This is a genomic window from Sphingomonas sorbitolis, from assembly GCF_036663875.1.
Taxonomy (GTDB): domain Bacteria; phylum Pseudomonadota; class Alphaproteobacteria; order Sphingomonadales; family Sphingomonadaceae; genus Sphingomonas.
The window spans coordinates 441,267-465,241 of sequence record NZ_JAXOJS010000003.1; the positions used below are offsets into that span (position 1 = coordinate 441,267).

General features: G+C 66.6%; 17 protein-coding genes. 4 read left to right on the forward strand and 13 right to left on the reverse strand.

Features of this window, described 5'->3' with window-relative positions; all coding sequences use genetic code 11:
• Nucleotides 1-45: 45 nt before the first annotated feature.
• From U1763_RS11415 to dapA, 11 genes are all read right to left on the reverse strand, one after another.
• Entirely contained in the window at nucleotides 46-1,275 is a 1,230-nt protein-coding gene (locus tag U1763_RS11415; RefSeq protein WP_332755297.1) for a class I SAM-dependent RNA methyltransferase, read from the reverse strand.
• Complete coding sequence (locus tag U1763_RS11420; RefSeq protein WP_332755298.1) at nucleotides 1,272-2,756, reverse strand: NAD(P)H-hydrate dehydratase; 1,485 nt, start codon at nucleotides 2,754-2,756, stop codon at nucleotides 1,272-1,274. Before U1763_RS11420 ends, U1763_RS11415 begins: the two co-directional genes overlap by 4 nt.
• On the reverse strand, nucleotides 2,753-3,154 hold the full coding sequence (locus tag U1763_RS11425) for a hypothetical protein (protein ID WP_332755299.1): 402 nt from the start codon (nucleotides 3,152-3,154) through the stop codon (nucleotides 2,753-2,755). Before U1763_RS11425 ends, U1763_RS11420 begins: the two co-directional genes overlap by 4 nt.
• 154 nt (nucleotides 3,155-3,308) lie before the next feature.
• Nucleotides 3,309-5,030, reverse strand: a complete 1,722-nt coding sequence (gene ilvD / locus U1763_RS11430; RefSeq protein ID WP_132739191.1) for a dihydroxy-acid dehydratase — start codon at nucleotides 5,028-5,030, stop codon at nucleotides 3,309-3,311.
• 237 nt (nucleotides 5,031-5,267) lie between these two features.
• The gene (locus U1763_RS11435; protein WP_093399563.1) at nucleotides 5,268-5,618 is read right to left on the reverse strand and encodes a response regulator; all 351 of its coding nucleotides are present in this window, start codon (nucleotides 5,616-5,618) and stop codon (nucleotides 5,268-5,270) included.
• Between the two features lie 49 nt (nucleotides 5,619-5,667).
• On the reverse strand, nucleotides 5,668-8,043 hold the full coding sequence (locus tag U1763_RS11440) for a hybrid sensor histidine kinase/response regulator (RefSeq protein ID WP_332755300.1): 2,376 nt from the start codon (nucleotides 8,041-8,043) through the stop codon (nucleotides 5,668-5,670).
• Nucleotides 8,044-8,453: 410 nt separating this feature from the next.
• Nucleotides 8,454-10,499 carry a M13 family metallopeptidase gene (locus U1763_RS11445; RefSeq protein ID WP_332755301.1) on the reverse strand — a complete coding sequence of 682 codons (2,046 nt, stop codon included), beginning with the start codon at nucleotides 10,497-10,499 and terminating at the stop codon, nucleotides 8,454-8,456.
• Between the two features lie 120 nt (nucleotides 10,500-10,619).
• Nucleotides 10,620-12,686, reverse strand: coding sequence for a M13 family metallopeptidase (locus U1763_RS11450; RefSeq protein WP_332755302.1), 2,067 nt, complete (start codon nucleotides 12,684-12,686; stop codon nucleotides 10,620-10,622).
• 93 nt (nucleotides 12,687-12,779) lie between these two features.
• Nucleotides 12,780-13,265 carry a DUF2062 domain-containing protein gene (locus tag U1763_RS11455; protein ID WP_332755413.1) on the reverse strand — a complete coding sequence of 162 codons (486 nt, stop codon included), beginning with the start codon at nucleotides 13,263-13,265 and terminating at the stop codon, nucleotides 12,780-12,782.
• 78 nt (nucleotides 13,266-13,343) lie between these two features.
• Nucleotides 13,344-13,826, reverse strand: coding sequence for an SsrA-binding protein SmpB (gene smpB / locus U1763_RS11460; RefSeq protein WP_055879372.1), 483 nt, complete (start codon nucleotides 13,824-13,826; stop codon nucleotides 13,344-13,346).
• Between the two features lie 171 nt (nucleotides 13,827-13,997).
• Complete coding sequence (dapA, locus tag U1763_RS11465) at nucleotides 13,998-14,882, reverse strand: 4-hydroxy-tetrahydrodipicolinate synthase (protein ID WP_332755303.1); 885 nt, start codon at nucleotides 14,880-14,882, stop codon at nucleotides 13,998-14,000.
• A gap of 111 nt (nucleotides 14,883-14,993) precedes the next feature.
• Between dapA and U1763_RS11470 the strand changes: the two genes are divergently transcribed.
• The 4 genes from U1763_RS11470 (at nucleotide 14,994) to U1763_RS11485 (ending at nucleotide 18,941) form a co-directional block, all read left to right on the forward strand.
• A complete protein-coding gene (locus U1763_RS11470; RefSeq protein WP_332755304.1) occupies nucleotides 14,994-16,991 on the forward strand; it encodes a lytic transglycosylase domain-containing protein in 1,998 nt (665 codons plus the stop codon).
• Nucleotides 16,992-17,223: 232 nt separating this feature from the next.
• A complete protein-coding gene (gene greB / locus U1763_RS11475; protein ID WP_332755305.1) occupies nucleotides 17,224-17,700 on the forward strand; it encodes a transcription elongation factor GreB in 477 nt (158 codons plus the stop codon).
• 85 nt (nucleotides 17,701-17,785) lie between these two features.
• Nucleotides 17,786-18,166, forward strand: coding sequence for a DoxX family protein (locus U1763_RS11480; RefSeq protein ID WP_332755306.1), 381 nt, complete (start codon nucleotides 17,786-17,788; stop codon nucleotides 18,164-18,166).
• 10 nt (nucleotides 18,167-18,176) lie between these two features.
• Complete coding sequence (locus U1763_RS11485; protein WP_132739221.1) at nucleotides 18,177-18,941, forward strand: NYN domain-containing protein; 765 nt, start codon at nucleotides 18,177-18,179, stop codon at nucleotides 18,939-18,941.
• 154 nt (nucleotides 18,942-19,095) lie between these two features.
• Here the strand turns inward: U1763_RS11485 and U1763_RS11490 are convergent, their stop codons facing one another.
• Together U1763_RS11490 and U1763_RS11495 are read right to left on the reverse strand one after the other, a co-directional pair.
• On the reverse strand, nucleotides 19,096-20,610 hold the full coding sequence (locus U1763_RS11490; protein ID WP_443026914.1) for an MATE family efflux transporter: 1,515 nt from the start codon (nucleotides 20,608-20,610) through the stop codon (nucleotides 19,096-19,098).
• Nucleotides 20,611-21,133: 523 nt separating this feature from the next.
• Nucleotides 21,134-23,932 (reverse strand): valine--tRNA ligase, encoded by a 2,799-nt coding sequence (locus U1763_RS11495; protein WP_332755307.1) that lies wholly within the window; start codon nucleotides 23,930-23,932, stop codon nucleotides 21,134-21,136.
• Nucleotides 23,933-23,975: the final 43 nt, after the last annotated feature.

Consider the following 23,975-nt stretch of genomic DNA (forward strand, 5'->3'; position numbering starts at 1 on the left):
AGGGTTACAGGGCGCGGCATCGGTGGCTCTGGATCCTGACTTTCGTCAGGATGACGGTTGAGGAGCGTTGCGAACGAACTTGGCAGCCAACTCGACGTGCGTCGACCAGCGGAACTGGCCGACCGGCTGGACCCAGTCGATCCGCCAACCTGCGTCGCACAGCTCCTTCGCGTCGCGCGCAAAGCTCGCCGGATTGCACGAGACATAGGCGATCACCGGCGTCTTGCACTCCGCCAGCGCGGTCGCCTGCTCGCGAGCGCCAGAGCGGGGCGGATCGATCACCACTGCGTCGAAGCGGTCGAGCTCGGCCACCGTCAGTGGGCGGCGGTAGAGATCGCGGTGCTCCGGGTAGACGGGCCGCTGGGTGCGGTGCGCGGCAGCTTTCAGCGAGCCGAGCGCGTCGCGTGCGCCTTCCGCGGCGTAGACCTTGGCGGGAATCGCCAGCGTGAAGGTGCCGAGGCCGGCGAACAGGTCGGCGACCGTCGCTGGTTTACCGATCGCTTCCAGGACAGCAGCGGTCAGTGCGGCCTCGCCATCGGGCGTAGCCTGGAGGAACGACGCGGGCGGCAGCGGTACGGGGACGCCGCCCAAGGTGATCGTGACGGCGTCGGGTTCCCAGCGCGTCTCGGGGCCGAGGCCGTCGTCGAACGCTACGCGGGCGATCTTGTGGTCTTCGCAGAATTTGGTTAGCGCTTCGGCGGCGGGGAGACCTTCCGGTGCAAACCCGGTGATCAGGATGTCGGCGCCCTGATCGGCGAGCGTCAGGTGAATGTCCGCGCGGCGGCGAAAATTGAGGCGCTTGAGCAGCTGGCGGAGCGGCTGGACGAGCGCGAAGAGGCGCGGATCGAGAATCCAGCATTCCTTGATGTCGACGATCGTGTGCGCCTTTTCGGCGGTGAAGCCGAGCGTGATCTTGCCGCCCTTGCCCTCGGCGTGGAGAGTCGCGCGGCGGCGGCTGCGGTCGGGGGAGATGTGCGGGGTGCGGATCGGGGCCGCGAGGTCCTGGCCGTCGAGCGCGGAGGCGATGCGGTCGGTGACGAACTCGGCATAGGCCTGGTCGTCGAGATGCTGGAGCTGGCAACCGCCGCAGGTCGGAAAATGCGCGCAGGGAGGCGTCTGGTGGTGCGGGCCGGGGATCACGGTGCCGTCGGCAGAGAGCGTGTCGCCGGGGGCCGAGAAGGCGGCGTGGCGGCCGTCGGCGGTCATGCCGTCGCCGCGGGCTGCGACGCGGACGATCGTGTCGGCGTTTATATCGGGGGGCGTTTCAGAAGTCATAGCGACGCTCTGGCCGACCGGAGCGCTTCCGCCAAGTCGTCGGCGATGAATACGGGGCCCAATCGGCGGGCAGCGTCACCGTGGAGCCACACTCCGGCGCAGGCCGCGTCGAGCGGTTCGAGCTTTGCGGCAAGCATCGCGCCGATCGCGCCGGCCAGGACGTCGCCAGTGCCGGCGGTGGAGAGCCAGCCGCTGGCGCCCGGCGCGATGCGGACGCGACCGTCGGGGGCGGCGATGACGGTGTCGGCGCCCTTGAAAACGACGACGGCGTTCGCGCGGACGGCTGCGTCTCGGGCTCTCGCGATCTTGTCGGCATCGGATTTGCCGAAGAGCGCGTCGAACTCGCCGGCGTGGGGCGTGAGGATGACTGGGACCGTCAGCGCCTTGATCCGCTCGGGCGCGATGAGGCGGAGCGCGTCGCCATCGATGATCATTGGGTGGTTTGAGATCAGTGCCGCTTCGAGGCGGGTTTTGGCCAGGTCGTCGCGGCCGAGACCGGGGCCGATCACGAGTGCGCCGATGCGGTCGTTGGCGAGCGCGTGGTCGGTGAACGGTGCGCGGACGAGCGCGTGGGGCGGGCCTTGGCTGTCGCCGAGCAGGGTTACGTAGCCTGCGCCGGCGCGCATCGCGGCGAGCGCTGCGAGGTCGGACGCGCCCGACATGGTGCCGGCGATGACTGCGACCATGCCGCGGGTATATTTGTGCGAGTCCGGCCCCGGGGTCGGGAGGATCGGGGGTTTCAGGACTTCGGCTTGGCTGGCGGCGGGGACGCCGATGTCGAGGAGACGGATCCGGCCGCAATAGCGTGCTGCCGGCTGGAGCAGGTGCGCGGGTTTTACGGCGCCGAGCGCGAGGGTGAGGTGGAAGACCGGGGGCGTGCTGAGGGCTTGGCCGGAGTCGGTAGCGAGGCCGCTGGGGAGGTCTACTGCGATGCTGAGTTGGGCGGCGTTGGCGAGTGCGTGAAGGCACTCGACCACAGACCGTTCCCCCGCGGACGCGGGGGCCCAGAGTAGGCCGTTGGGTGAGCGCTCGGAACTTGGCTGGGCCCCCGCGTCCAGGGGGGAACGGTTAGGGGTGGGTGTCGAACCGGAATCGAGCGGGCGGGTCAGAGCGGTGCCGAACAGCGCGTCCAACAGGATCGCCGCAGGTTTTGCCGCCGCCAGTCTCTCGACCGGGCCGGACCACCCTGCCCTCGCTGCCTTCGCCGCATCCGTCTTGGGCTCGGACAGCGCCGCGACGCGAACCGAAACGCCCATCTCGGCCAGCACCCGTGCGGCGACATAGCCGTCGCCACCGTTGTTGCCGGGGCCGCACAGTATCAGGACTTCGTTCGTGCCCGCCAACCGGCGAACTGCCCCCGCGATTGCGGTACCGGCACGCTCCATCAACGTTTCGACCGACACGCCGCCGGCGATTACCGCGTCTTCCGCCGCGCGCATTTCTGCGGCGGTCAGGATCGCCTGGCCCTCGATACGAATCATGACGGCTTGGTCGCGCTCTTGACGGTGGCCGGGAGGCGATAGCGAGCGTCGCCGATCATCACCTCAATACCGTTGCCCTCGATCAGGCCGACCTTCGCGACCTCTGCTCCGTCCGCCGCGACAACACCACGGCCGTCGTGGGTGACGAGCAGGCGGCGGAACGCGCCATCGGGGTGGCGGATCGTCAGGATCGTGCCGGTCTCACCCTTGGCCTGCTCGATCGTGCAGACCGTTTCGAGCGCTGCGGGCCCGCGCGCGCAGGGGATGCGGGGGTCGCCGGCGGACTTCTTGGCCTGCTTGGCGGTCTGCCCGTGCGCGACCTTCGTGCTGGATGGCTTGCCTGGCCCGCATGCCGCGAGCGGGAGCGAGAGGATGGCGAGGCACAGGAGGCAGTTCACTGTCTTACTGGAGCCGGTATCTGAACCATCATCCGTCATCCTAGCGAAAGCTGGGATCTCCCCGTTCGGGTCGCGGCACGCGCCAACCGGGATACCCCAGCTTTCGCTGGGGTGACGGGTGGAGCGCGCGTCTCGTTTACCTATCCGCGTGGTCTCAGATATCCGCGTAGACATGGGTTTCGGCCGCGGCTCCAGGATGCGTGACCGCGCCCTTGTACGCGGGGCCGACGGTCTTCGCATAGCGCCAGAGTGCGCCCGAGCCGTAATCGTTGGCGCGCGGCACCCACGCCGCGCGCCGCGCCGCCATCACGTCCTCGGGAACGTCGAGGTCGATCGTGCCGGCCTCGGCGTCGATATGGATGATGTCGCCGTTCTCAACCAGCGCGATCGGGCCGCCGTCGGCTGCTTCGGGACCAACATGGCCGATGCAGAAACCGCGGGTGCCGCCGGAGAAGCGACCGTCGGTGATCAGCGCGACGCTCTCGCCCATGCCCAGACCGTAGAGCGCGGCGGTGGTCGACAGCATCTCGCGCATGCCGGGGCCGCCCTTGGGGCCTTCGTAGCGGATGACGATGACTTCACCCTCGTTGATCTCGCGGTTCTCGACCGCGGCGAAGGTGTCCTCCTCACAATCGAACACGCGTGCCGGGCCGCTGAACTGAAGGCGGTGCAAGCCGGCGACCTTCACGATCGCGCCGTCGGGGGCGAGACTGCCGCGCAGGCCGACGACGCCGCCGGTCGGGGTGATCGGCGTGGTGATGTCGTAGATGACCTTCTGGTCGGGATTCCACGTCACCTGGTCGATGTTCTCGCCGAGCGTTTTGCCCGACACGGTCATGCAATTGCCGTCGAGGAACCCGCCGGCGAGCATCGTCTTCATCAGCATGTAGACGCCGCCGGCCTCGTACATGTCCTTCGCGACATATTTCCCGCCGGGCTTGAGGTCGGCGATGTACGGCGTGGTCTTGAAGGCCTCGGCGACGTCGAACAGGTCGAACTCGATCCCGACCTCATGCGCCATCGCGGGCAGATGCAGCGCGGCGTTGGTCGAGCCCCCGGTCGCGGCGACGACGCGCGCGGCGTTGATGAACGCCTCGCGCGTGCAGATATCGCGCGGGCGGATGTTGCGCTCGATCAGCTCCATGATCTGGACGCCGGCGGCATGCGCGATCTGTTCGCGGCTGCTATACGGCGCGGGCGTCATGTTGCTGTTCGGCATCGACAATCCGATCGCCTCGGCGACGCAGGCCATCGTGTTCGCGGTGAACTGGCCACCGCACGCGCCGGCGCTGGGACAGGCGACCTTTTCTAGCGCGTGGACTTCGGACAGCGGGCACGCGCCGGCTGCGTATTTGCCGACGATTTCGAACACGTCGACGACCGTCACGTCCTTGTCGTGGAAACGGCCGGGCAGGATCGAGCCGCCATAGACGAAGATCGACGGCACGTTGAGCCGCAGCATCGCCATCATCATGCCGGGCAGCGACTTGTCGCAGCCGGCAAAGCCGATCAGCGCGTCGTAGCAATGGCCGCGCACGCTGAGCTCGACCGAGTCGGCGATGACCTCGCGGCTGACCAGGCTGGTCTTCATGCCCTGATGGCCCATCGCGATGCCGTCGGTGACGGTGATGGTGTTGAACCGGCGCGGCATGCCGCCGCCCTGGATCACGCCGAGGCGCGCGACATCGGCCTGCGCGTCGAGCGTGATGTTGCAGGGCGCGCTGTCGTTGCCGGCGCTGGCGACGGCGACGAACGGCTTCGCAATATCCTCTTCGGGAATCCCCATCGCGTAATAATAACTGCGATGCGGGGCGCGCTCGGGGCCGACCGAGACATGGCGGCTCGGCAGGCGTGATTTGTCGAAACGGTTACTCATGGCGACCGCCTATGTCGCGGGAGGGGGCATTTGCGCAAGAGAGTTGCGCTGATTTTTGCCGGAATGGTCTTCGAAAGGGCCCAGAATTCATGCTCGTCCTCCCCTGCAAGGGGAGGGGGTGCATAGCGACGGGGGGTATCGCGCTATCGAGGGCGGGTCACCCCTCCGTCAGCGCTGTGCGCTGCCACCTCCCCTCCTAGGGGAGATGCGCAGGACCAGCGTGCCAGCGAGGAAGACTTAAAGGCCTTCGAGCGCCTTCGCCACGCCGTCCATCGTGAAGGGCTTCTGCAACCGCGGACGGTCGCGGAATTCCGGGGCCACGCCATCATCGCCACCGCCGGTGGCGAAGACGAAGGGGACGCCTTTCGCGGCAAGCGCCTCGGCGACCGCGGTGCTCTTCTCGCCGCCACGCAGGTTCACGTCGAGGATCGCGCCGTCGACGCCGCCCTCTTCGATCCGCTTCAGGGCGTCGGCTACGGTATCGACCGAGCCTGCGACTCCCTTGTCCAGAACTTCGAGAAAATCCTCGAGCATCATGGCGATCAACGGTTCGTCCTCGACGATGAGGATCTGCTGGGGAGCGGTCATGCCATGCGCATAGTCGGGATTGTTACGACTTGCCAACATCTTGTTCGAATCACCGCGCTGCCAGCACGTCTCGTGCCGCCTCGGCGAGTTCCTGGACCGAGAAGGGCTTGGGCAGGAACGCGACGTTGTCGAGGTCGATCGACTTGCGCAACTGCTCCTCGGCATAGCCCGACATGAAGAGGATCGGCAGGTCGGGGAATTTCTCGCGTGCATGGCGCACCATCGTCGGGCCATCCATCTGCGGCATGACGACGTCGCTGATCAGCAGGTCGGGACGGCCGTGTTTCTCCAGCACTTCCAGGGCGACTTCGCCGTTTTCCGCGGTCAGCACGGTATAGCCCTGCCGCGCGAGCGCACGTTCGGCGACCGCGCGGACCATATCCTCGTCCTCGACCAGCAGGATCGTGCCGGTACCCCAGAGATCGACCGGCTTGGGCGTGGGTTTCACCACCGCGGGGCGCGTCGTGGCGGGCGCCGAGTGGACCGGCAGGTACATCGAGAAGGTCGCGCCCTGCCCCGGTTTGCTATCGGCGAATATGTAGCCGCCGGATTGCTTGACGATGCCGTAGACGGTCGAAAGGCCGAGCCCAGTGCCCTTGCCGAACTCCTTCGTCGTGAAGAACGGCTCGAAGATCTTGGGCAGCACGTCGGGCGGGATGCCGGTGCCGGTGTCCTGGACGATCAGCGCGGTGTAGTCGGCGACGGGCAGGATGTCGGACGCCATCTCGCGCACTTCCGATGCCGGCACTGCACGTGTGGTGATCGTCAGCACGCCGCCACCGCGCGCGTTGGCGGAAACGATCGCGTCGCGCGCATTGACCGCAAGATTGACGACGACCTGTTCCAGCTGGCCCGGATCGGCGCGCACCGGGCCGAGGTTGCGGCCGTGTGTCATGTCGAGGCGGACGTTCTCGCCCATCAGGCGCTTGAGCAGGTTCGACACCTCGGAGACGACGTCGGGGAGCTGGAGGATCTGCGGACGAAGCGTCTGCTGGCGCGAGAAGGCGAGCAGCTGGCGGGTGAGGCTGGCGGCGCGGTTCGAGTTGGTGCGGACCTGCTGGATGTCGTCGTAGTCGCTGTCGCCGGGCGAATGGCGCATCAGCATCAGGTCGCAGTGGCCGATGATCGCGGTCAGGATGTTGTTGAAATCATGCGCGACGCCGCCCGCGAGCTGGCCGACCGCCTGCATCTTGGTGGCCTGCGCGACCTCGCGCTTGAGGCGGGACTCCTCACTATTGTCCTTGAGGCTGAGCAGCACGGCCGCGTCGCCAAGGCCACGCGCGCCGGCGATGGTGAGCGCGACCGGTTCCTCGGGGTGATCCTTGAGGCGGACCGCCATGTCGGCGGAATGCGTCGCGCCGTTCGCGAACTTGCGGATCGCATCGGCGACCGCGGCCTTGTCCTCGCGGACGACGAGGTCGCCTGGATAGAGCGGCGGCGCGACCGAATTGACGCCGGCGGCGCGGAGGAACGAGTCGTTCATCTGGAGGAAGCGGCCGTCGCGGTCGACCAGCGCCATGCCGAACGGCATCATGCTGACGAGGCTGCGGACGTGGGCGGAGGCGCTGGCGCCGAGCGCGGGGGCGTTCTCTTCCTCGTCGAGCAGCGCGACCAGCACGGGCGCGTCGTCGCCATCGAGGAACGGGATCTGGAGGACGCGGAGCGGCGTGCCTTCGAGGCCTTCGCGTTCGAAGCGGACGAGACCGCGGCTGTCGGTGATGAGGAACCGGGCGAAGTCGCGACCTTCGATCGTATCGTATTCGTCGCCGCACGCCCGCGCGCGGAGGACACGATTGGCGGTGCGGACGCGACCGTCGGGGGAGAGCAACGCCGCCATGATGCCGCTGCCGCCGAGCCGGTCGCCGGTCGGGCCGGTCAGCAGCGCGGCGAGCGTCTCGGCGAGGTCGTGTTCCTGCGCGGTGACGAAGCGCCAGACGAGCATGTCGGCGTCGTCGCCGGCGCGCGCGATCTGTGCGGACAGGCACACGCCGCGGGCGTTGAAGCGCTCGACCTGCGCGGTGCCGTCGCGCCACGCGGATCGGCCGGCGTCGGCGAGCGCTGCGTTGCCGGCTTCGTCGAGCGGCAAGCCGGGGGGTGTGGGGAAGCCTTCGAACAGCGCTTCGTAGGCGTCGTTGGCGCAAACTAGGCGCCCGGCGCGGTCGGTGATCGCGAGTGCGTCGGTGCCGGCTTCGGCGACGGTGCGGGTGAGGTCCCAGTCGACCGGGCGCGGCGTGTCCTTGGCGACGGGGTTGAGCAGGCGCCACGCGCTCAGCGCACCGATGACGATGACGGCCGCGGCGAAGAACCCGGCGGCGGCGATCCAGCTGCCGACGAGCAGTAGCACGATCGTGGCGGCGGCGATGCCCGAGGCTATGGCGACGAGCGCTGCGTTGCGGGCGGGGGTGGGTAAAGCGAGCGATGCCATCGCGGGGAGTCATCCGCTGTTGCGGGGTTGGGCGTCAAGCGGGTTGGTGGGTTTAAGGGGCCCAGCTTGTCTCGCGGGCGGGAGGCGGGAGGCGGGAGGCGGGAGGCGGGAGGCGGGAGGCGGGAGGCGGGAGGCGGGAGGCGGGTACTTCCCCTTGTGCCTCCCCTTGCGGACTACCTCCCATACCACCCCGGCCAAGGCCGGGGTCCAATTGGGGAACGTTACTAACGAAGGACCGCGCTTCGTTACTGCAACCTTTCCAATTGGACCCCGGCCTTTGCCGGGGAGGTAGCTAAGATAATTCAACCTCCTGCTCCCCCGCGGAGGCGGGGGTCCAGGGTTGCGGGCTGGTGTTTGTGATTCCTGGGCCCCCGCCTCCGCGGGGGAACCAGAAGTGTGAGATCCGTCCCTTACCAGATGCGAACGCGCTGTTCGGGCGTCAAATACAGCTTCTGCCCGGGCGTCGGCTTGTATGCCGCGTACCATGGGTCGAGGTTGCGGACAACCCACGCACGCTGCTGCGACGGCGAGTGAGGATCGGTCAGCAACCGGTTGCGAAGGTTGGCTTCGCGGTAGTTGCGACGCCACACCTGCGCCCAACCGAGATAGAAACGCTGGTCGCCGGTGTACCCGTCGAGGACCGGCGCGGTCTTGCCGCCGAGTGCGGTGTGATAGGCGTCGTACGCCACCGTGAGGCCGGCGAGATCGGCGATGTTCTCGCCCATCGTGAGCTGGCCCTTCACGTGCATGCCGGGGAGCGGTTCGTACGCATCATATTGCGCGCCGAGCTTGCCGGTCAGCGCCTTGAAGCCAGCGATGTCCTTGGGCGTCCACCAATCGGTGAGCTGGCCCTTGGCGTCATACTTCGAGCCCTGGTCGTCGAAATGATGGCTCAGCTCGTGACCGATCACCGCGCCGATGCCGCCGTAATTGACCGCATCGTCGGCCTTCGGATCGAAGAACGGCGGCTGCAGGATCGCGGCGGGGAAGACGATCTCGACCATGCCGAAATTGGCATAGGCGTTCACCGTCATCGGCGTCATGCCCCACTCCCAGCGCTGGAGCGGCTTGCCGAGCTTGGCGATGTTGTCCTGATGCTGCCATTCGTTCGCGCGCCATTCGTTGCCGAACGCGTCGCCCGAGGTGATCGTCAGCGCGGAGAAATCCTTCCACTGGCTCGGGTAGCCGATCTTCGGCGTGAATGCGGCGAGCTTGGCGTGCGCCTTCACCTTCGTCTCGGGCGCCATCCATTCGAGCTTGTCGATCCGGCGGCCCATCGCGGCGAGCACGTTCTTGACCAGCTTGTCGGCTGCGGCCTTTGTCTCGGGCGGGAAATACTGCGCGACGTAGAGCTTGCTGACCTCGTCATCGAGCGCTCCGCTCGTGAACTGCACGCCGCGCTTCCAACGGGCTTCCTGCTCGGGCGTGCCGCCGAGGACGGTGCCGTAAAACGCGAACTGCTCGGCGTCGAACGCCTTGGGCAGGACGTCGGCATAGCCGTCGAGCGAGCGCTGTATCAGCTGGTCTTTAAGCACGCCGATCGGCGCGGTCGCAACGAGCTTGGCGATGCCGGTGATCGCCGAGGGCTGCGCGACGATGACGGTTGGGACGGGCGTGCCGATGCCCTTGAAGTACGCGGCAAAGTCGAAGCCGGGCGCGCGCTTGGCGAGATCGGCGACGGTCATCTTGTTGTAGGTCTTGGTGGCGTCGCGGCTGTCGACGCGGGTCCAGCTGACCTTGGCGATCTCGGTCTCGAACGCGAGCAGCGCGGTGGCGCGCGCCTCGGCATTGGGTTCGCCGGCGAGGGTGAGCATCTTGACGATATGCGCGCGGTAGGCGTTGCGCGCCTCGACCAGCTTGGCGTCGGCGCTGAGGTAGTAATCGCGGTCGGGGAGGCCGAGGCCGGACTGGCCGATCGAGAGCGCATATTGCTCAGGCTGCTTGTCGTCCTGGCCGACGCCGCCGCCGAACGGGCCGCCGATACCGGCGCGGTCGGCTTCGGCGAGGAGCGCGGGATATTGCGCGCGATCGCTCAGCGCGGCGATCTTCTTCAGCCACGGGCGGATCGGCGCGAGGCCCTTCGCCTCGATCGTGCCGGTGTCGAGGAAGGTCGCGTACGCGCGGCCGATCTTCGAGTTCGGGTCCTTCGCGGCAATATCGAGGATGCCGCGGGTGCGCGTTTCGGACAGGTCGGAGAGAAGGTTGAACGAGCCGTAGTTCGACTTGTCCGCCGGGATCGGGTTGGTCTTCGCCCAATTACCGTTGGCGAAGGTGTAGAAATCGTCGCCGGGCTGGACGGTCTTGTCCATGCCCTTCTCGTCGAAGCCGAACGTGCCGTATTGCGCATCGGTGGGCGCAGCGGGAGCGGGCTTGGGTTCAGAGGTTTGCGAAATGGCGGCAGTGACGCCGGTGATGGCGGTTGCGGCGAGCAGGCCGGCGACGATGAACGACTTCATGTTTCTCTCCAAACTTCGTCATCCTGACGAAAGTCAGGATCCAGAGCCGACAGCGGCGCGCGCATGGGTCTGGATCCTGGGTCGAGCCCAGGATGACGGGGCTCTATGGGACGGCGTCAGTTACCAGATACGGACGCGGTTGGCGGGGGCGAGGTAGCTCGCCTCACCCGGCTTGGCGCCGAATGCGGCGTACCAGGGGTCGAGGTTGCGAACAGTGAGGACGCGCTGATGACCCGGCGAATGCGGGTCCGACAGCAACGCCTGCTGAAGCGCCGCGTCGCGCCACTTGGTGCGCCAGACGCCGGCCCAGCCGTAATAGAAACGTTGGTCGCCCGTCGTACCGTCGATGATCGGTGCCTGCTTGCCGCCAAGCGACTTGTGGTACGCGTCATACGCCACCGTGAGGCCGGCTAGATCGGCGATGTTCTCGCCGAGCGTCAGGCCGCCCTGGATGTGCTGGCCGGGCAAGGGCTCGTACGCGTCGTACTGCTTCACAAGCGCGTCGGTGAAGACCTTGAAGCGGGCGACGTCCTGCGGCGTCCACCAGTCGGTGAGCTTGCCGTTGAGGTCGTATTTGCGGCCCTGGTCATCGAAATGGTGGCTGATCTCGTGGCCGATCACCGCGCCGATGCCGCCGTAATTGACCGCCGGGTCCGCCTTCGGATCGAAGAACGGGGGTTGCAGGATCGCTGCCGGGAAGACGACCTCGTTCATCGTCGGGTTGGCATAGGCGTTGATCGTCATCGGCGTCATGAACCATTCGCCGCGATCGATCGGCTGGCCGAGCTTCTTCAGATCGCGATCATATTCGAACGCGTTGGCGCGCGCGACGTTACCGACGAGATCGCCGCGCTGGATCTGGAGCGCGGAATAATCGCGCCACTTGTCCGGATAGCCGATCTTCGGGGTGAACGCGGCAAGCTTCGCAAGCGCCTTGGTCTTGGTCTCGGGCGCCATCCATTCGAGGTTCCGGAGCCGCTCGCCCATCGCGGCGATGACGTTCTTGACGAGGTCGTCCGCTGCAGCTTTCGACGCGGGCGGGAAATACTTGGCCACGTATTGCTGGCCGATCGCCTCGCCCATCGCGCCCGACACGGTCGAAACGCCGCGCTTCCAGCGGACCTGCTGCTCGGGCGTGCCCGACAGCGTGGTGCCGTAGAAGGCGAAGTTGGTCTTGTCGAAATCGCTCGACAGATACGGCGCATACGAACGCAGCACCTTGAGCATCGCATAGTCCTGCAGGACGTTGATCGGCGTGTCGGCAAAGACCTTGGCCTCGCCCGTCACCGCGCTCGGCTGTGCGACGAGGTAGAACGGACGACCGGTGACGCCCATCGCGGTCATGTACTGCGCCCAGGGGAAGCCGGGCGCCTTCGCGGCGAAGTCGGCGGCGGTCCATTTGTTGTAGGTCTTGTCGGCGTCGCGGCTCTCGATCCGCGTCCAGTGCGCGGTCGCGAGGCCCTTCTCCATGTTGAACACGGCGGCGGCGCGGGTCGCCGCGTTGGGCTCGCCGGCCAGCGTCAGCATCCGTGCCAGATACGCCTGGTAGGCGGTGCGGATGGTCGCGAGCTTGGCGTCGTCCTTGAGATAATAATCGCGGTCGGGGAGGCCGATACCGCTCTGGCCGAGCTGGACGACATAGGTGGTCGGGTCCTTGTCGTCCTGCGATACGCCGACGACGACGAGGCCGCCGACGCCTTGCCGCTGGAGTTTGGCAATCTCGGTGACGAGTGCGGTCTTGTCCTTGGTCGCCTTCAGCGCGGCGAGCATCGGCTTGACCGGCGTGGCGCCCTTCGCGTTCACCGCCGCCTCGTCCATGAAGCTCGTGTAGAAATCACCGACCTTGTCGCCGGGCGTCTTGGCGGAGACGTCGAGGATCGTGCGGGTGCGTTCGAGCGACAGGTCCTGAAGGACGTGGAACATGCCGTAGGACGAGCGATCGGCGGGGATCGGCGTGGTCTTCACCCAGCCACCGTTCGCGTAATCGAAGAAGTCGGTGCCCGGCGTCACGCTGGTATCGCGGCCGGCCATGTCGAAGCCGAAATCGCCGATCTGCGGCTTGTTGGCGTCCTTGGCCGCGACGGGGCCCTTTGCGGCCTTGGCGAGGGTAGGCGACGGGGTGTTCGTTTGGGCGAAAGCCGATGCGGCGGACGCGAGCAGGATCACGGTAACAATCGACTTGCGCATCAAGAACCTCGGAGAAAGATCTTCAGGATGCGATGTGTTCTACGCCGATAGGACGGTCCGTCAATTCGGGTAGGTCAATATTAGTGACGATTGTTACGATCCGCGATTGTCGTGGCGATTGCGCCACTTGCGCGCGATCCACAGCCGCCAGCCGAGCGCGCTGAGTGCATAGCCGCCGACCGAGCAGACGACCGTGATGACCAGCAGGCCGAGCGCGGTGGCGGGGCCCGCCTGCATCAGCCAGGGGATCCATTCGGTACGCGCCGCCGCGTTGGCGACGGGCTGGCCGGGAACATGATCGTCGAGCCGCAGCATCGACGAGCCGATCCAATAAGCCGCGATCCAGAGCGGCGGCGTGGTCAGCGGGTTGGTGATGAACGTGGTCAGCGCCGCGGTCGGCACGTTGGCGCGGAACGGCAGCGCGAAGATCGCCGCCACCGGCGTTTGCGCGACCGGGATCAGGATGCCTGCGACCATCCCGAGCGCGACACCGCGCGGGACCGATCGACGGGTAAAGCGCCAAAGTTCGGGCGCGAGGACGCGGTGGGCGACCGGACGGAGGAGACGGTTCCGCTCCATCGATTCGCGGGTGGGCAAGTTACGATGCGACCACGCCGCGAGGCGCCCGAAGATACTGCCCGGCGCCTTGGACACAGGCTATCCGCGATCCCGCATGATCCGGCCCTGCTCGCGCTTCCAGTCCTGTTCCTTCACCGAATCGCGCTTGTCGTGGTTCTGCTTGCCCTTGGCGAGCGCCAGTTCGATCTTCGCGCGGCCCTTCGAGTTGAAGTAGATCATCAGCGGCACGAGAGTCATGCCCTGGCGCGCGACCGCGCCGAACATCTTGTTGATCTCGCGCTCGTGGAGCAGCAGCTTGCGCGGGCGCTTGGGCTCGTGGTTGAAGCGGTTGCCGTGGCTGAATTCGGGGATGTTCGAATTCACCAGGACGACGTTCTTGCCCTTCACCTCGGCATAGGCCTCGGCGATCGAGCCTTCGCCGCCGCGCAGCGCCTTCACCTCAGTGCCGGTGAGCGCGATGCCCGCCTCGAACACCTGCTCGATGTAATAGTCGTACCGCGCGCGCCGGTTCTCGGCGACGATCTTGGTCTTCTCGAAGGTCGGGGGTTTGGGACGTGCCATGGGACGCGCGATGTAGGAGGTCGGAGGGCTTAGGGGAAGCGGGCGCGCTGTCTGCGCTTCCGTTTATTCCCTTACGCGCCGTCATCCTGACGAAAGTCAGGACCCAGGATTGCGGAGCGATGCCCTGCTTGGCTCTGGGTCCTGACGTTCGTCAGGATGACGGAGTGGGTTTCAGGCGAGACGCGCGTGCGCCAAGGCCGCATCAACCGCCGCGCGCGAGGCTTCACCGGCGGGGGTCATCGGCAGTCGGAGGGTTTCGGGGAAGCCTGCCCGCACCTTCGTCATCGCGTATTTCACTGGCCCCGGCGACGCGTCGGTGAACAGCGCCTCGTGGAGCGGATAGAGCTGGTCCTGATACGCCAGCGCCTTGACGAAATCGCCCAACTGGCACGCCGCCTGGAACTCGGCGCAGAGCTTTGGCGCGACGTTGGCGGTGACCGAGATGCAGCCGGTGCCGCCCATCACGTTGAACGCCAGCGCGAGGTCGTCGTTACCCGACAGCTGGCAGAAGTCCGGCCCGCACGACGCGCGATGCTGGGAAACGCGGGCGAGGACGCCGCTCGCATCCTTCACCCCGACGAAGACGTCCGGGAACGCCTTCACGATGCACGCGAGCGTCGCAGGCTGGATATCCGTCACTGTACGCGCGGGGACGTTGTAGAGGATGATCGGCAACGGCGTCGTCGCTGCGAGCGCTTCGAAATGGCGGAAGATACCCTCCTGCCCCGGCCGGTTGTAATAAGGCGGCACCATCAGCGCGGCATCGGCGCCAGCGTCCTTTGCGGCGCGCAGGTTTGCCGACGCGACGCGCGTATCGTTCGAACCTGCGCCAGCGATGACGGGGACACGGCCCTTCGCCTGGTCGACGCAGACACGGACTACGTGGAAGTGTTCGTCGTACGACAGGGTCGCCGCCTCGCCGGTAGTGCCGCACGCGACTAGGCCCGACGAGCCCTCTGCGATTTGCCATTCGATGAAGTCGCGATAAGCCGGTTCGTCGAAGCTGCCATCGGCGGCGAACGGCGTGACGAGCGCGGGAATCGATCCTGAAAACATGCGGTAGCCTGCGTCCATACTAGAAGAGAAGTCTGGCCTGTTGCGCCAAATACCGGGCGAAATCCGGATTTCGTTCAGGACAGATACGGGTTGGAGGCGTATGCTGTCCACATGGTAGCATCGATGTTGAAAACGAGCCTTCTTCTTGCAGTCGTCGCACAGACCGCTGTTTCCTCAGGCGCGGGTCAACAGACGCTCGATCGATACAGCACGCAGTTGGCCAATATGGGGCCTAATGCGCAGCCGATGGCAACCGACGGCGCGATCGCCTCGACGATCGCCCAGTGGCGTGCGTTGCAGCAGACCGATGCGCTGCCGTTCGACAGCTATGCGGGCTTCCTGATGACGCATCCGGGCTGGCCTAACGAGACGGCGAACCGGCGTGCGGCCGAGCGCAAGGCGGCGACCGGTTTGCCCAATAGCGTGATCGCCTTCTTCCGCCGGTATCCCCCGCAGTCCGCATCCGGCGGCGTCGCCTACGCACGAGCTTTGCAGGCGACCGGCGCGCGGGATCAGGCCTACGCAGCGGTGCGGACGGCGTGGCGCAGCGCCGGGCTTACGCCAACCGACGAGGCCATGGTGGTGTCGGGCTTCCCCGGCGCACTGACGCCGGACGACCAGGACGCGCGGATGGACGCGCTGTTGTGGGCCGGCCAAACCGGCGCGGCACAGCGGCAGTTAGTGTGGACGAGTGCAGCAAGGCGTCCCGTATTCGAGGCACGGCTCGCGTTCCGGACGAATGCGCCGAACGCGTCGGATATCTCGGCTTCGACGCAGACCCTGTATGCGAACGACGCTGGCTATGTCGCGGACCGGGCGCAGTGGTTGCGCAATTCGGGTGCAAGCCCTTCGGCGCGCGCGTGGCTGGCGCGGCCCCGGTCGCTGGCGACGCGGCCTGGCAACGCGGCGGAATGGTACGAGGTGCTCGTTACCAATGCGAACGGCGCAGCGAACGACGGGCAGTATCAGGTCGCCTACGATATCGCGCGGCAGATCGACGACGCGTATCCGTTCGGCACCGACGTCTCGACGAAATCCTATGCCGAGCGCGACGAATACACCAATCTCGCCTGGCTCGGTGGACGCGTGGCTATGAAGCAGCTCGGGCGCCCAGCGGACGCGATGACGCTGTTCGACCGGTACGCGCGCGGCTCGCGCTCGCCTCAGGTGCGGTCGAAGGGCTATTATTGGGCGGGGCGTGCGGCGGAAGCGGCTGGGTTGGCGCCTCAGGCGGCGGCGTTCTACGGCCAGGCGGCGGGGTACCGCGATCAATATTATGGGCAGCTCGCCAACGAGCGGACCGGGCGCGCGCTGGTCGCGCCGCCTTCGGTCGCGTCGGTGGCGGTCGATCCGGCGGCGCGGGCTGCGTTCGATCGGCGCGAGACGGTGCGCGCGGTCAAGTTCCTCGGGCAGATCGCCGACTGGCAGGACCAGACCGCGTTCGTCCGCCAGATCGCCGCGGATGCGACGACCGATACCGATCATCTGCTCGCCGCCGAACTGTCGAAGAGCATCAACCGCCCCGATCTCGGCGTGATGGTCGGGCGTAGTGCGCTGGCGAACGGGCTCAGCGATTATTCTGCGGTCGGCTTCCCGATGGTGTCGGTGCCGTCGGGGTATGAGGATAACTGGACGATCATCCACGCGATCTCGCGGCAGGAGAGCCAGTTCGATCGGGCTGCGGTTTCGCATGCGGGTGCGCGTGGGTTGATGCAGCTGATGCCGGCGACTGCGCGCGAGCAGTCGGGCAAGATTGGCCTCGCCTACAACCAGGCAGCACTGACGACCGATCCGAACATGTCGATCATGCTGGGCTCGAGCTATTTTCAGCGAGTCTACGCCAATTACGGCAGTTATCCGCTGGCTGTGGCGGCGTATAATGCAGGCGGCGGCAACGTGAACAAATGGCTCCGCGCGAACGGCGACCCGCGGACCGGGGCGGTCGACATGGTCGATTGGGTCGAGGCGATCCCGTACCAGGAGACGCGCAACTATGTGCAGCGCGTGTTGGAGAATGCGGTGGTGTACGACCTGATGAACCCCGCGCGGGCGAAGAGCCGGGGGGCGGCAAGGTTGTCGTGGTATCTGGGGAAGAACCGGCCCGGTTGATCACTTAGATCCCTTAAGAGTGTTCCCCGCCCCAAACACCCGTCACCCCAGCGAAAGCTGGGGTCTGCCGGTTGTCGGTCGGACTTGGGCCGCGGAAGACCCCAGCTTTCGCTGGGGTGACGGGCGGGGCTGCCGAGATGACGGGCGTTGCTGCCGAGATGACGAGTGTTGCGGTCAAGAAGACGGTTGTTCCGGCTAGGATGACCGAACTCGAGGCGGTATAGCCTCGCGCATGGACCGCCCGAACTACATCACTCCCTCCGGCTACACCGTACTCCGTATAGAATACGAGCAACTCCTGTCGACCGAGCGCCCCGCCTTGGTCGAAGTCATCTCCTGGGCCGCCGGCAACGGCGACCGCTCGGAAAACGGCGACTATATCTACGGACGCAAACGTCTCCGCGAGATCGACCGGCGGTTGGGGTGGCTGTCGAAGCGCATGAAGGCGGCCAAGGTCGTCGATCCCGCCACCCAGGAAGACCGCTCGCGCGTCTGGTTCGGCGCGTGCGTGACGGTCGCGGACCAGGACGACGTCGAGCGGGTGCTGACGCTGGTCGGCGATGACGAGACAGACGCAAGCAACGGGCGGATCGGTTGGAACTCGCCCTTCGCACGGGCCTTGCGCGGCGCAGCGATCGGTGATGTGCGGCGGGTGGACCTCCCCGCCGGCGAACGCGAATATGAGGTAATCGCGATCGCCTATCCCTGAACGGTCCGTTTCGGTTTCAGTCGATTGACCCCGCCCCGCGCCCGTGTGACGTTTCGCTCACGCAACGACACCCGAGGACTTCCCCATGCCGATACCCGCCACCTGGTCCGTCCGCCTGCTCAGCGTCATGCGCATCGTCGTCGCGCTAGTGTTCTTCAGCCACGGAATCTCGAAGTTCTTCGGTCTGCCGCCCTTCCCGATTCCGATGAATCCGCTGCTCTACGTCGCAGGGATCCTCGAAGTCGTCGGCGGCGGCATGCTGATCATCGGCCTGTTCACGCGGCCAGTGGCGTTCGTGCTGTCGGGCATGTCCGCGGTCGCCTATTTCCTAGCGCATTTCCCGCAAGGCCCCTTCCCGATCGCCAATGGCGGCGAGCCCGCGGTGCTCTACTGCTTCGTCTTCCTGTACCTTGCCGCGGCCGGTGGCGGCGCGTGGAGCGTGGACGCGGGGCGCGCGCGCGGCTAATCCTGCGCGCATGATCGATACCACAACGCGCAACGTCGCCCTCCTGATCGACGCGGACAATGCGTCCGCGGCGACCCTCGACCCGGTGCTGACCGTCCTTGCCGAGCTCGGCACGGTCAACGTCCGGCGGGTCTATGGCAACTGGTCGAAGCCCGCGCTGAAGGCGTGGAGCGACATGTCGATCAAGCACGGCATCGAGCCGCAGCAGCAGTTCGACCTGACCAAGGGCAAGAACGCGACCGACATGAAGATGACGATCGACGCGATGGACCTACTGTTCCGCGGGCGCATCGACGGCTTCGGCATCATGTCGTCGGACAGCGATTTCATGCCGCTCGCGACGCGCATCCGACAGGATGGCATCCCGGTGTATGGCTTCGGGACGAGCCGTACGCCCGAGGGTTTCCGCCAGGCGTGCACGCGGTTCATCGACGTCGGCGCGCTGAACGAGACGTCGCAGGCGATGCCCGCGCCGACCCCGGCCCCAGTCGCTGGCGAGAAGGCTGCGGCGCCGGCACCGGTCGCTCGGCCGAAGACCGCGCAGCCGATCGACGAGCAGGTGATCAAGCTGCTGATCGACGCGTACAATGCGGTGAAGCGCGACGAGAAGGGCTATGCCAGCGTCGCCGAACTCGGCCAGCTGGCGGGTAACCGGTCGAGCTTCGATGCGCGGAACTACGGCTTCAACCGATTGTCGGATTTGATCGAGACGATCCCGAACTTCCAGCATGAGCGGCGCGAAGGTGGGCGTTCGTTCGTCAAGCGGCTGCGGTAGGCCCCTTCGACAACTACCATTGCGTGCGTGCACCACCCCGGCGAAGGCCGGGGCCCAATTGGAAAGGGCGTAGTAACGAAGCGCTGGCCTCTGGCACCGTCGTTCCCCAATTGGGCCCCGGCCTTCGCCGGGGTGGTAGTTTAGGTCGAGCCCCTCATCCCGTAGGCTGCAACCGCCCGCCCGGCTCGCTCATCCCGTGCGCCTGTTCCTCGCTGTCGTCAGGAACTACCAACGCGCCTTTCCGCCAGTTGCCGTAGCGATAATACCACGCCGCGATCGCCAGCGTCGCAAGCGATCCGAGCGGAAAGCTCCACCACAACGCGTCCGCCCCCAGCCACGGTTTCGCGAGCAGCGCGAAGCCGATCCGCACCGGATACAGTGCGACGATCAGCGCGATCAGCGGTGCGATCACCGCGCCGTTCGCGCGGACGGTCGAGAACAATACCATAGTCATGCCGAACAGGATGAAGTTCCAGCTCGCGATCAACTGGATATGCCGCGCGATCGGCAGCGCGGGGCTCGCCTCACCGATGAACAGCGTCATTACCGGGCGATCGAACAGAACGACGACACCGACCATCGCACCGGTCAGCGCGATGTTGAAGAGCAGGCCGTACTTCGTGATGTCGCCGACCCGGTCCCATCGCCCTGCCCCAATATTCTGCGCTGCCATCGAACTGACCGCGGCACCGATCGCCAGCGCGGGCATCTGGATATAGGTCCACAGCTGCTGCGAGACGGCGTAGGCCGCCGCGGTGTCGACGCCAAGCCGGTTGACCAGTCCGACCATCGCAAGGCCGGCAGTCGACATGACGAGCATCTGCGCGCCCATCGGCAGGCCTTTTCGGACGATCGTGCCGGTCAGTGCGCGCTCGGGGATGAGGTAGCGGAGTTCGTTGCCGCGTAGCCTCAGCGGGAGGTCGCGCTTGTAAATGTAGGCGATCAACCCGAGCAACGAGACGTGGCTGGCGACCAGCGTCGCCATCGCCGAGCCGGCGATGCCCATCTGCGGGAACGGTCCGATACCGGCGATCAGCAACGGGTTGAGCCCGCTGTCGAGGATCGCGCTGAGCAGCATGAACCATAGCGGCGTCATCGAATCGCCGGTGCCGCGCAACCCCATCATCAGCAGCACCATCATCATCGACGCGGGCAGACCGAGGAAGATCACGCGGAGGTATGCAAGCGCGAGCGGCATCGCGTCGCCGGGGGTAGCGAGCAGGTGCAGTATCTCGGGCGCGAACACCCAGCCGAGCGCGGCGATCACGATCGCACCGCCGAGCACGAGACCGACGGCCGAGCCGAACGCGCGGCGTGCACCCTCCAGGTCGTGACGACCGAAGCTCTGCCCGACCAGGATCGTCGCCGCCATGCCGAACCCAAACACCGCGCCGAAGGTAAGGAACATGATGATGTTGGCGTTCGAGGTGGCAGCAAGTGCGCCCTTGCCGAGGTAGCGCCCGACCCAGATCGCGTTAATAGAGCCGTTGAGCGACTGGAGGATGTTCGAGCCGAGCGTCGGGAGCGCGAACGCGAGCAGCGTGCGGCCTATGTGCCCGGTGGTAAGGTCGCGCTGGCCGGGTTTGCCGCGGGGGCGGCTAGGTGCGCCTGAATCAGAGGCCTGGCCGGGGGTGCCGCCAGGCCACCGGTCGGATTGCAGATCGCTCACACAGTCACTCCGTCATGCCGGACTCGTTCCGGCATCCACCGGTGTACGCGCGCGCGCCTGTCAACGGTACGCCTAGCCGCGGAGTGGGTTCCGGAACAAGGCACCAAGTCCCCTGCTCCGAACCAAGCGCATCCTGTTTCCCCGCGAAGGCGGGGATCCAGACTGGGCTCCCGCCTTCGCGGGAGAACAACGAAGGGGTGACATGGCCAGCCCACACAATCCAGCGCCCCACCCAAACCGTCACTCCAGCGAAAGCTGGGGTATCCCCGTTGTCGGGTAGCCGTTGCGTTTGCTCACCGGGATACACCAGCTTTCGCTGGGGTGACGGACGGACGGACGGATGGTCGGACGAACGGACGAACGGACGAACGGACGAATGGTTGGTTAGCGCGGGGCGCTGTCCAACCACGCAATCCCCCCCGCCTGCGGGAGGGGGCAGGGGAGGGCGCGACGTACGTACTGGCGTCCGGCTTTTGAGGCACACCCCTCCCCCAGCCCCTCCCGCAAGCGGGAGGGGAGCAGGTTAGCCCAGGCGTCCGAGTGCCGCCTGCAACCGGGCGGCTTCGGCGGCCTTGTCGGCGTGGTCGGCCTTGGCTTTTTCCACCGCTTCGGGCTTGGCGCGTTCGACGAAGCTGGCGTTGCCCAGGCGGCCCGACAGCGCGTCGCGCTCCTTCTCCGCCGCCGCGATCGCCTTGGTCAGGCGGGCGCGCTCGGAATCGAGGTCGATGACGCCTTCGAGGGGAAGGACGAACGTCGCTTCGTCCACCACGACCTGCGCCGCGCCGCCGGTAGCTTCGCCGTCGGCATGCGTGACGCGGGCGAGACGCGCGAGCGCCGGGGCCTGGCGCTCCAGTCGCGCCAAGGTCGTCGCGTTCGCATCGCGGACGTGGAGCGGGAGGCGTGCACCCGGCGGCACGTTCAGTTCGTTGCGCGCGGTGCGGATCTCCTGAACCAGGCGGATCAGCCAGTCGACTTCCTTGCTCGCCTCGGGATCGAGCGACCGCGCGTCCGCCATCGGCCACTGCGCGACGATCAGGTCGTGCTCGCGCGGGTGGGCGGGATCGGCCATTGCATGCCACAGTTCCTCGGTGATGAACGGCATGAACGGGTGGAGCAGGACCAGGATCTGGTCGAGCACCCAGCCCGCGACCGCCTTCGATTCATCGTCGATGACGCCGCGCTCGTCGCCGACCATCTGGGGCTTGATCAGTTCGAGATACCAGTCGCAGAAGCGGCTCCACGCGAACTGGTAGATCGCGTTGGCGGCGCCGTCGAAGCGGTAGTCGGCAAGCGCGAGGTCGACCGTCTGGACGGTCGCGATCGTCTCGGCGATGATCCACTTGTTGACGGCGAGTTCCGCGCGCGGTGCCTCCAGCGTCGTGCTGGCGACGATGCCGTTGGCCTGTGCGAACCGGGCGGCGTTCCACAGCTTGGTGGCGAAGTTGCGATAGCCCTCGACGCGCTTCTCATCCATCTTGATGTCGCGGCCCTGGCTCTCCATCGCCGCCATGAAGAAGCGCAGCGCGTCGGCGCCGTAGGTGTCGATCAGCCCGAGCGGGTTGACGACGTTGCCCTTCGACTTCGACATCTTCGCGCCGTCCGCCGCGCGGACGAGGCCGTGGAGGTAGAGCGTGCGGAACGGCACGTCCTTCATGAAGTGCAGCCCCTGCATCATCATCCGCGCGTTCCAGAAGAACAGGATGTCGAAGCCGGAAATGAGCACGTCGTTGGGGTAGCGCCCGTTAAGTTGGCCGTGGCGGTGTGCCCCCTCCCCGTTCGTGCTGAGCGAAGTCGAAGCACCGGTTGCGGAGGCAGCGCTTGTGGCTTGCCCTTCGACTTCGCTCAGGGCGAACGGGGGTTGGGTGCCGTCCCATCCGAGCGTAGCGAAAGGCCAGAGGGCAGACGAGAACCAAGTATCGAGCACGTCGGGGTCGCGCGTTAGCGTCACGCCCTCACCCGCGAGAGCCTGCGCTTCCGCCTCGGTCTCCGCCACATACGGCGTACCGTCAGGACCGAACCACGCCGGGATCTGGTGGCCCCACCAAAGCTGACGCGACACGCACCAAGGCTGGATGTTCTCCATCCAGTTAAAGAACGTCTTCTCCCACGTCTTCGGCACGATATCGATCGCGCCGGTCTGGACCGCCTCGATCGCGGGCTGGGCAAGCGTCTTCGCATCGACATACCATTGATCGGTCAGCCACGGCTCGATCACCACGCCCGAGCGATCGCCGTACGGGGTCTGGATCGTCCGCGGCTCGGCGTCGTGTTCTTCGCCATCCTTGTCGACGTGCGCGATCAGGAAGCCTTCGTCCTTGAGACGCGCGACCACGGCCTTCCGCGCCTCGGCAGTCGTCAGCCCGAGCAGCTCGGCCGGGATCAGCCCGTCGGACACCTGCACGACGCGCGCCTTCGCATCGAGCATGTTGAGCATCAAGCCCGCGGCCATCCCTGCCCGCTTGCCGACCTCGAAATCGTTGAAGTCGTGTCCTGGGGTGATCTTCACCGCGCCCGACCCGAGTTCCGGATCGGCATGGTCGTCGGCGATGATCGGGATCAGGCGTCCGGTGATCGGCAACTTCACCTGCTTGCCGATCAGCGCAGTGTAGCGCTCATCCGCGCCGTTCACAGCCACCGCCATGTCGGCGAGCATCGTCTCGGGCCGCGTGGTCGCGACCTCGATGAAGCCCGAACCGTCTTCGAGCGGATAGCGCAGGTGCCAGAAGCTGCCCTTGATCTCGCGCGTCTCGACCTCGAGGTCGCTGATCGCGGTGCCGAGGCCCGGATCCCAGTTCACCAGGCGCTTGTCGCGGTAGAGCAGGCCGTCCTTATGAAGATCGACGAACACTTTCAGAACGGCCTTCGAGAAGCCCTCGTCCATCGTGAAGCGTTCGTTCGCCCAGTCCATCGAGCAGCCGAGCCGGCGGAGCTGCTGCGTGATCTCGCCGCCGCTCTCTTCCTTCCACGCCCAGACCTTCGCGACGAATTCCTCGCGCGTCAGGTCGGTGCGCTTCTGCGGGGGATTGAGCGCGCCCATCTGGCGCTCGACCACCATCTGCGTCGCGATGCCGGCGTGATCTGTGCCGACCACCCACAATGCATCCTTGCCCTTCAGGCGCGCGTGACGCGTGAGGATGTCCTGCAGCGTGTTATCGAGCGCGTGGCCGATGTGCAGCGAGCCCGTAACGTTGGGCGGCGGGTTGACGATCGTCCACGGCTCGGCGTTCGGACGGTCGGGGCGGAACTGGCCGCTCGCCTCCCAATGCGCATACCAGCGCGATTCGATGGAGGCCGGGTCGAAGGTTTTGGGAAGCTCGCTCATGCGCCGAGCCTTAGCGAGCGTGCCCGCGCTAGGCCAGTGTCAG

Excerpts from the sequence above, each read along its gene's own strand:
- U1763_RS11450 (WP_332755302.1), bottom strand. The coding sequence starts at position 12,686 with ATGCGCAAGTCGATTGTTACCGTGATCCTGCTCGCGTCCGCCGCATCG.
- U1763_RS11455 (WP_332755413.1), bottom strand. The coding sequence starts at position 13,265 with ATGGAGCGGAACCGTCTCCTCCGTCCGGTCGCCCACCGCGTCCTCGCG.
- U1763_RS11445 (WP_332755301.1), bottom strand. The coding sequence starts at position 10,499 with ATGAAGTCGTTCATCGTCGCCGGCCTGCTCGCCGCAACCGCCATCACC.
- smpB (WP_055879372.1), bottom strand. The coding sequence starts at position 13,826 with ATGGCACGTCCCAAACCCCCGACCTTCGAGAAGACCAAGATCGTCGCC.
- U1763_RS11440 (WP_332755300.1), bottom strand. The coding sequence starts at position 8,043 with ATGGCATCGCTCGCTTTACCCACCCCCGCCCGCAACGCAGCGCTCGTC.
- U1763_RS11415 (WP_332755297.1), bottom strand. The coding sequence starts at position 1,275 with ATGACTTCTGAAACGCCCCCCGATATAAACGCCGACACGATCGTCCGC.
- U1763_RS11420 (WP_332755298.1), bottom strand. The coding sequence starts at position 2,756 with ATGATTCGTATCGAGGGCCAGGCGATCCTGACCGCCGCAGAAATGCGC.
- U1763_RS11485 (WP_132739221.1), top strand. The coding sequence starts at position 18,177 with ATGATCGATACCACAACGCGCAACGTCGCCCTCCTGATCGACGCGGAC.
- ilvD (WP_132739191.1), bottom strand. The coding sequence starts at position 5,030 with ATGAGTAACCGTTTCGACAAATCACGCCTGCCGAGCCGCCATGTCTCG.
- U1763_RS11470 (WP_332755304.1), top strand. The coding sequence starts at position 14,994 with ATGGTAGCATCGATGTTGAAAACGAGCCTTCTTCTTGCAGTCGTCGCA.
- U1763_RS11480 (WP_332755306.1), top strand. The coding sequence starts at position 17,786 with ATGCCGATACCCGCCACCTGGTCCGTCCGCCTGCTCAGCGTCATGCGC.
- U1763_RS11495 (WP_332755307.1), bottom strand. The coding sequence starts at position 23,932 with ATGAGCGAGCTTCCCAAAACCTTCGACCCGGCCTCCATCGAATCGCGC.
- U1763_RS11435 (WP_093399563.1), bottom strand. The coding sequence starts at position 5,618 with ATGACCGCTCCCCAGCAGATCCTCATCGTCGAGGACGAACCGTTGATC.
- dapA (WP_332755303.1), bottom strand. The coding sequence starts at position 14,882 with ATGTTTTCAGGATCGATTCCCGCGCTCGTCACGCCGTTCGCCGCCGAT.
- greB (WP_332755305.1), top strand. The coding sequence starts at position 17,224 with ATGGACCGCCCGAACTACATCACTCCCTCCGGCTACACCGTACTCCGT.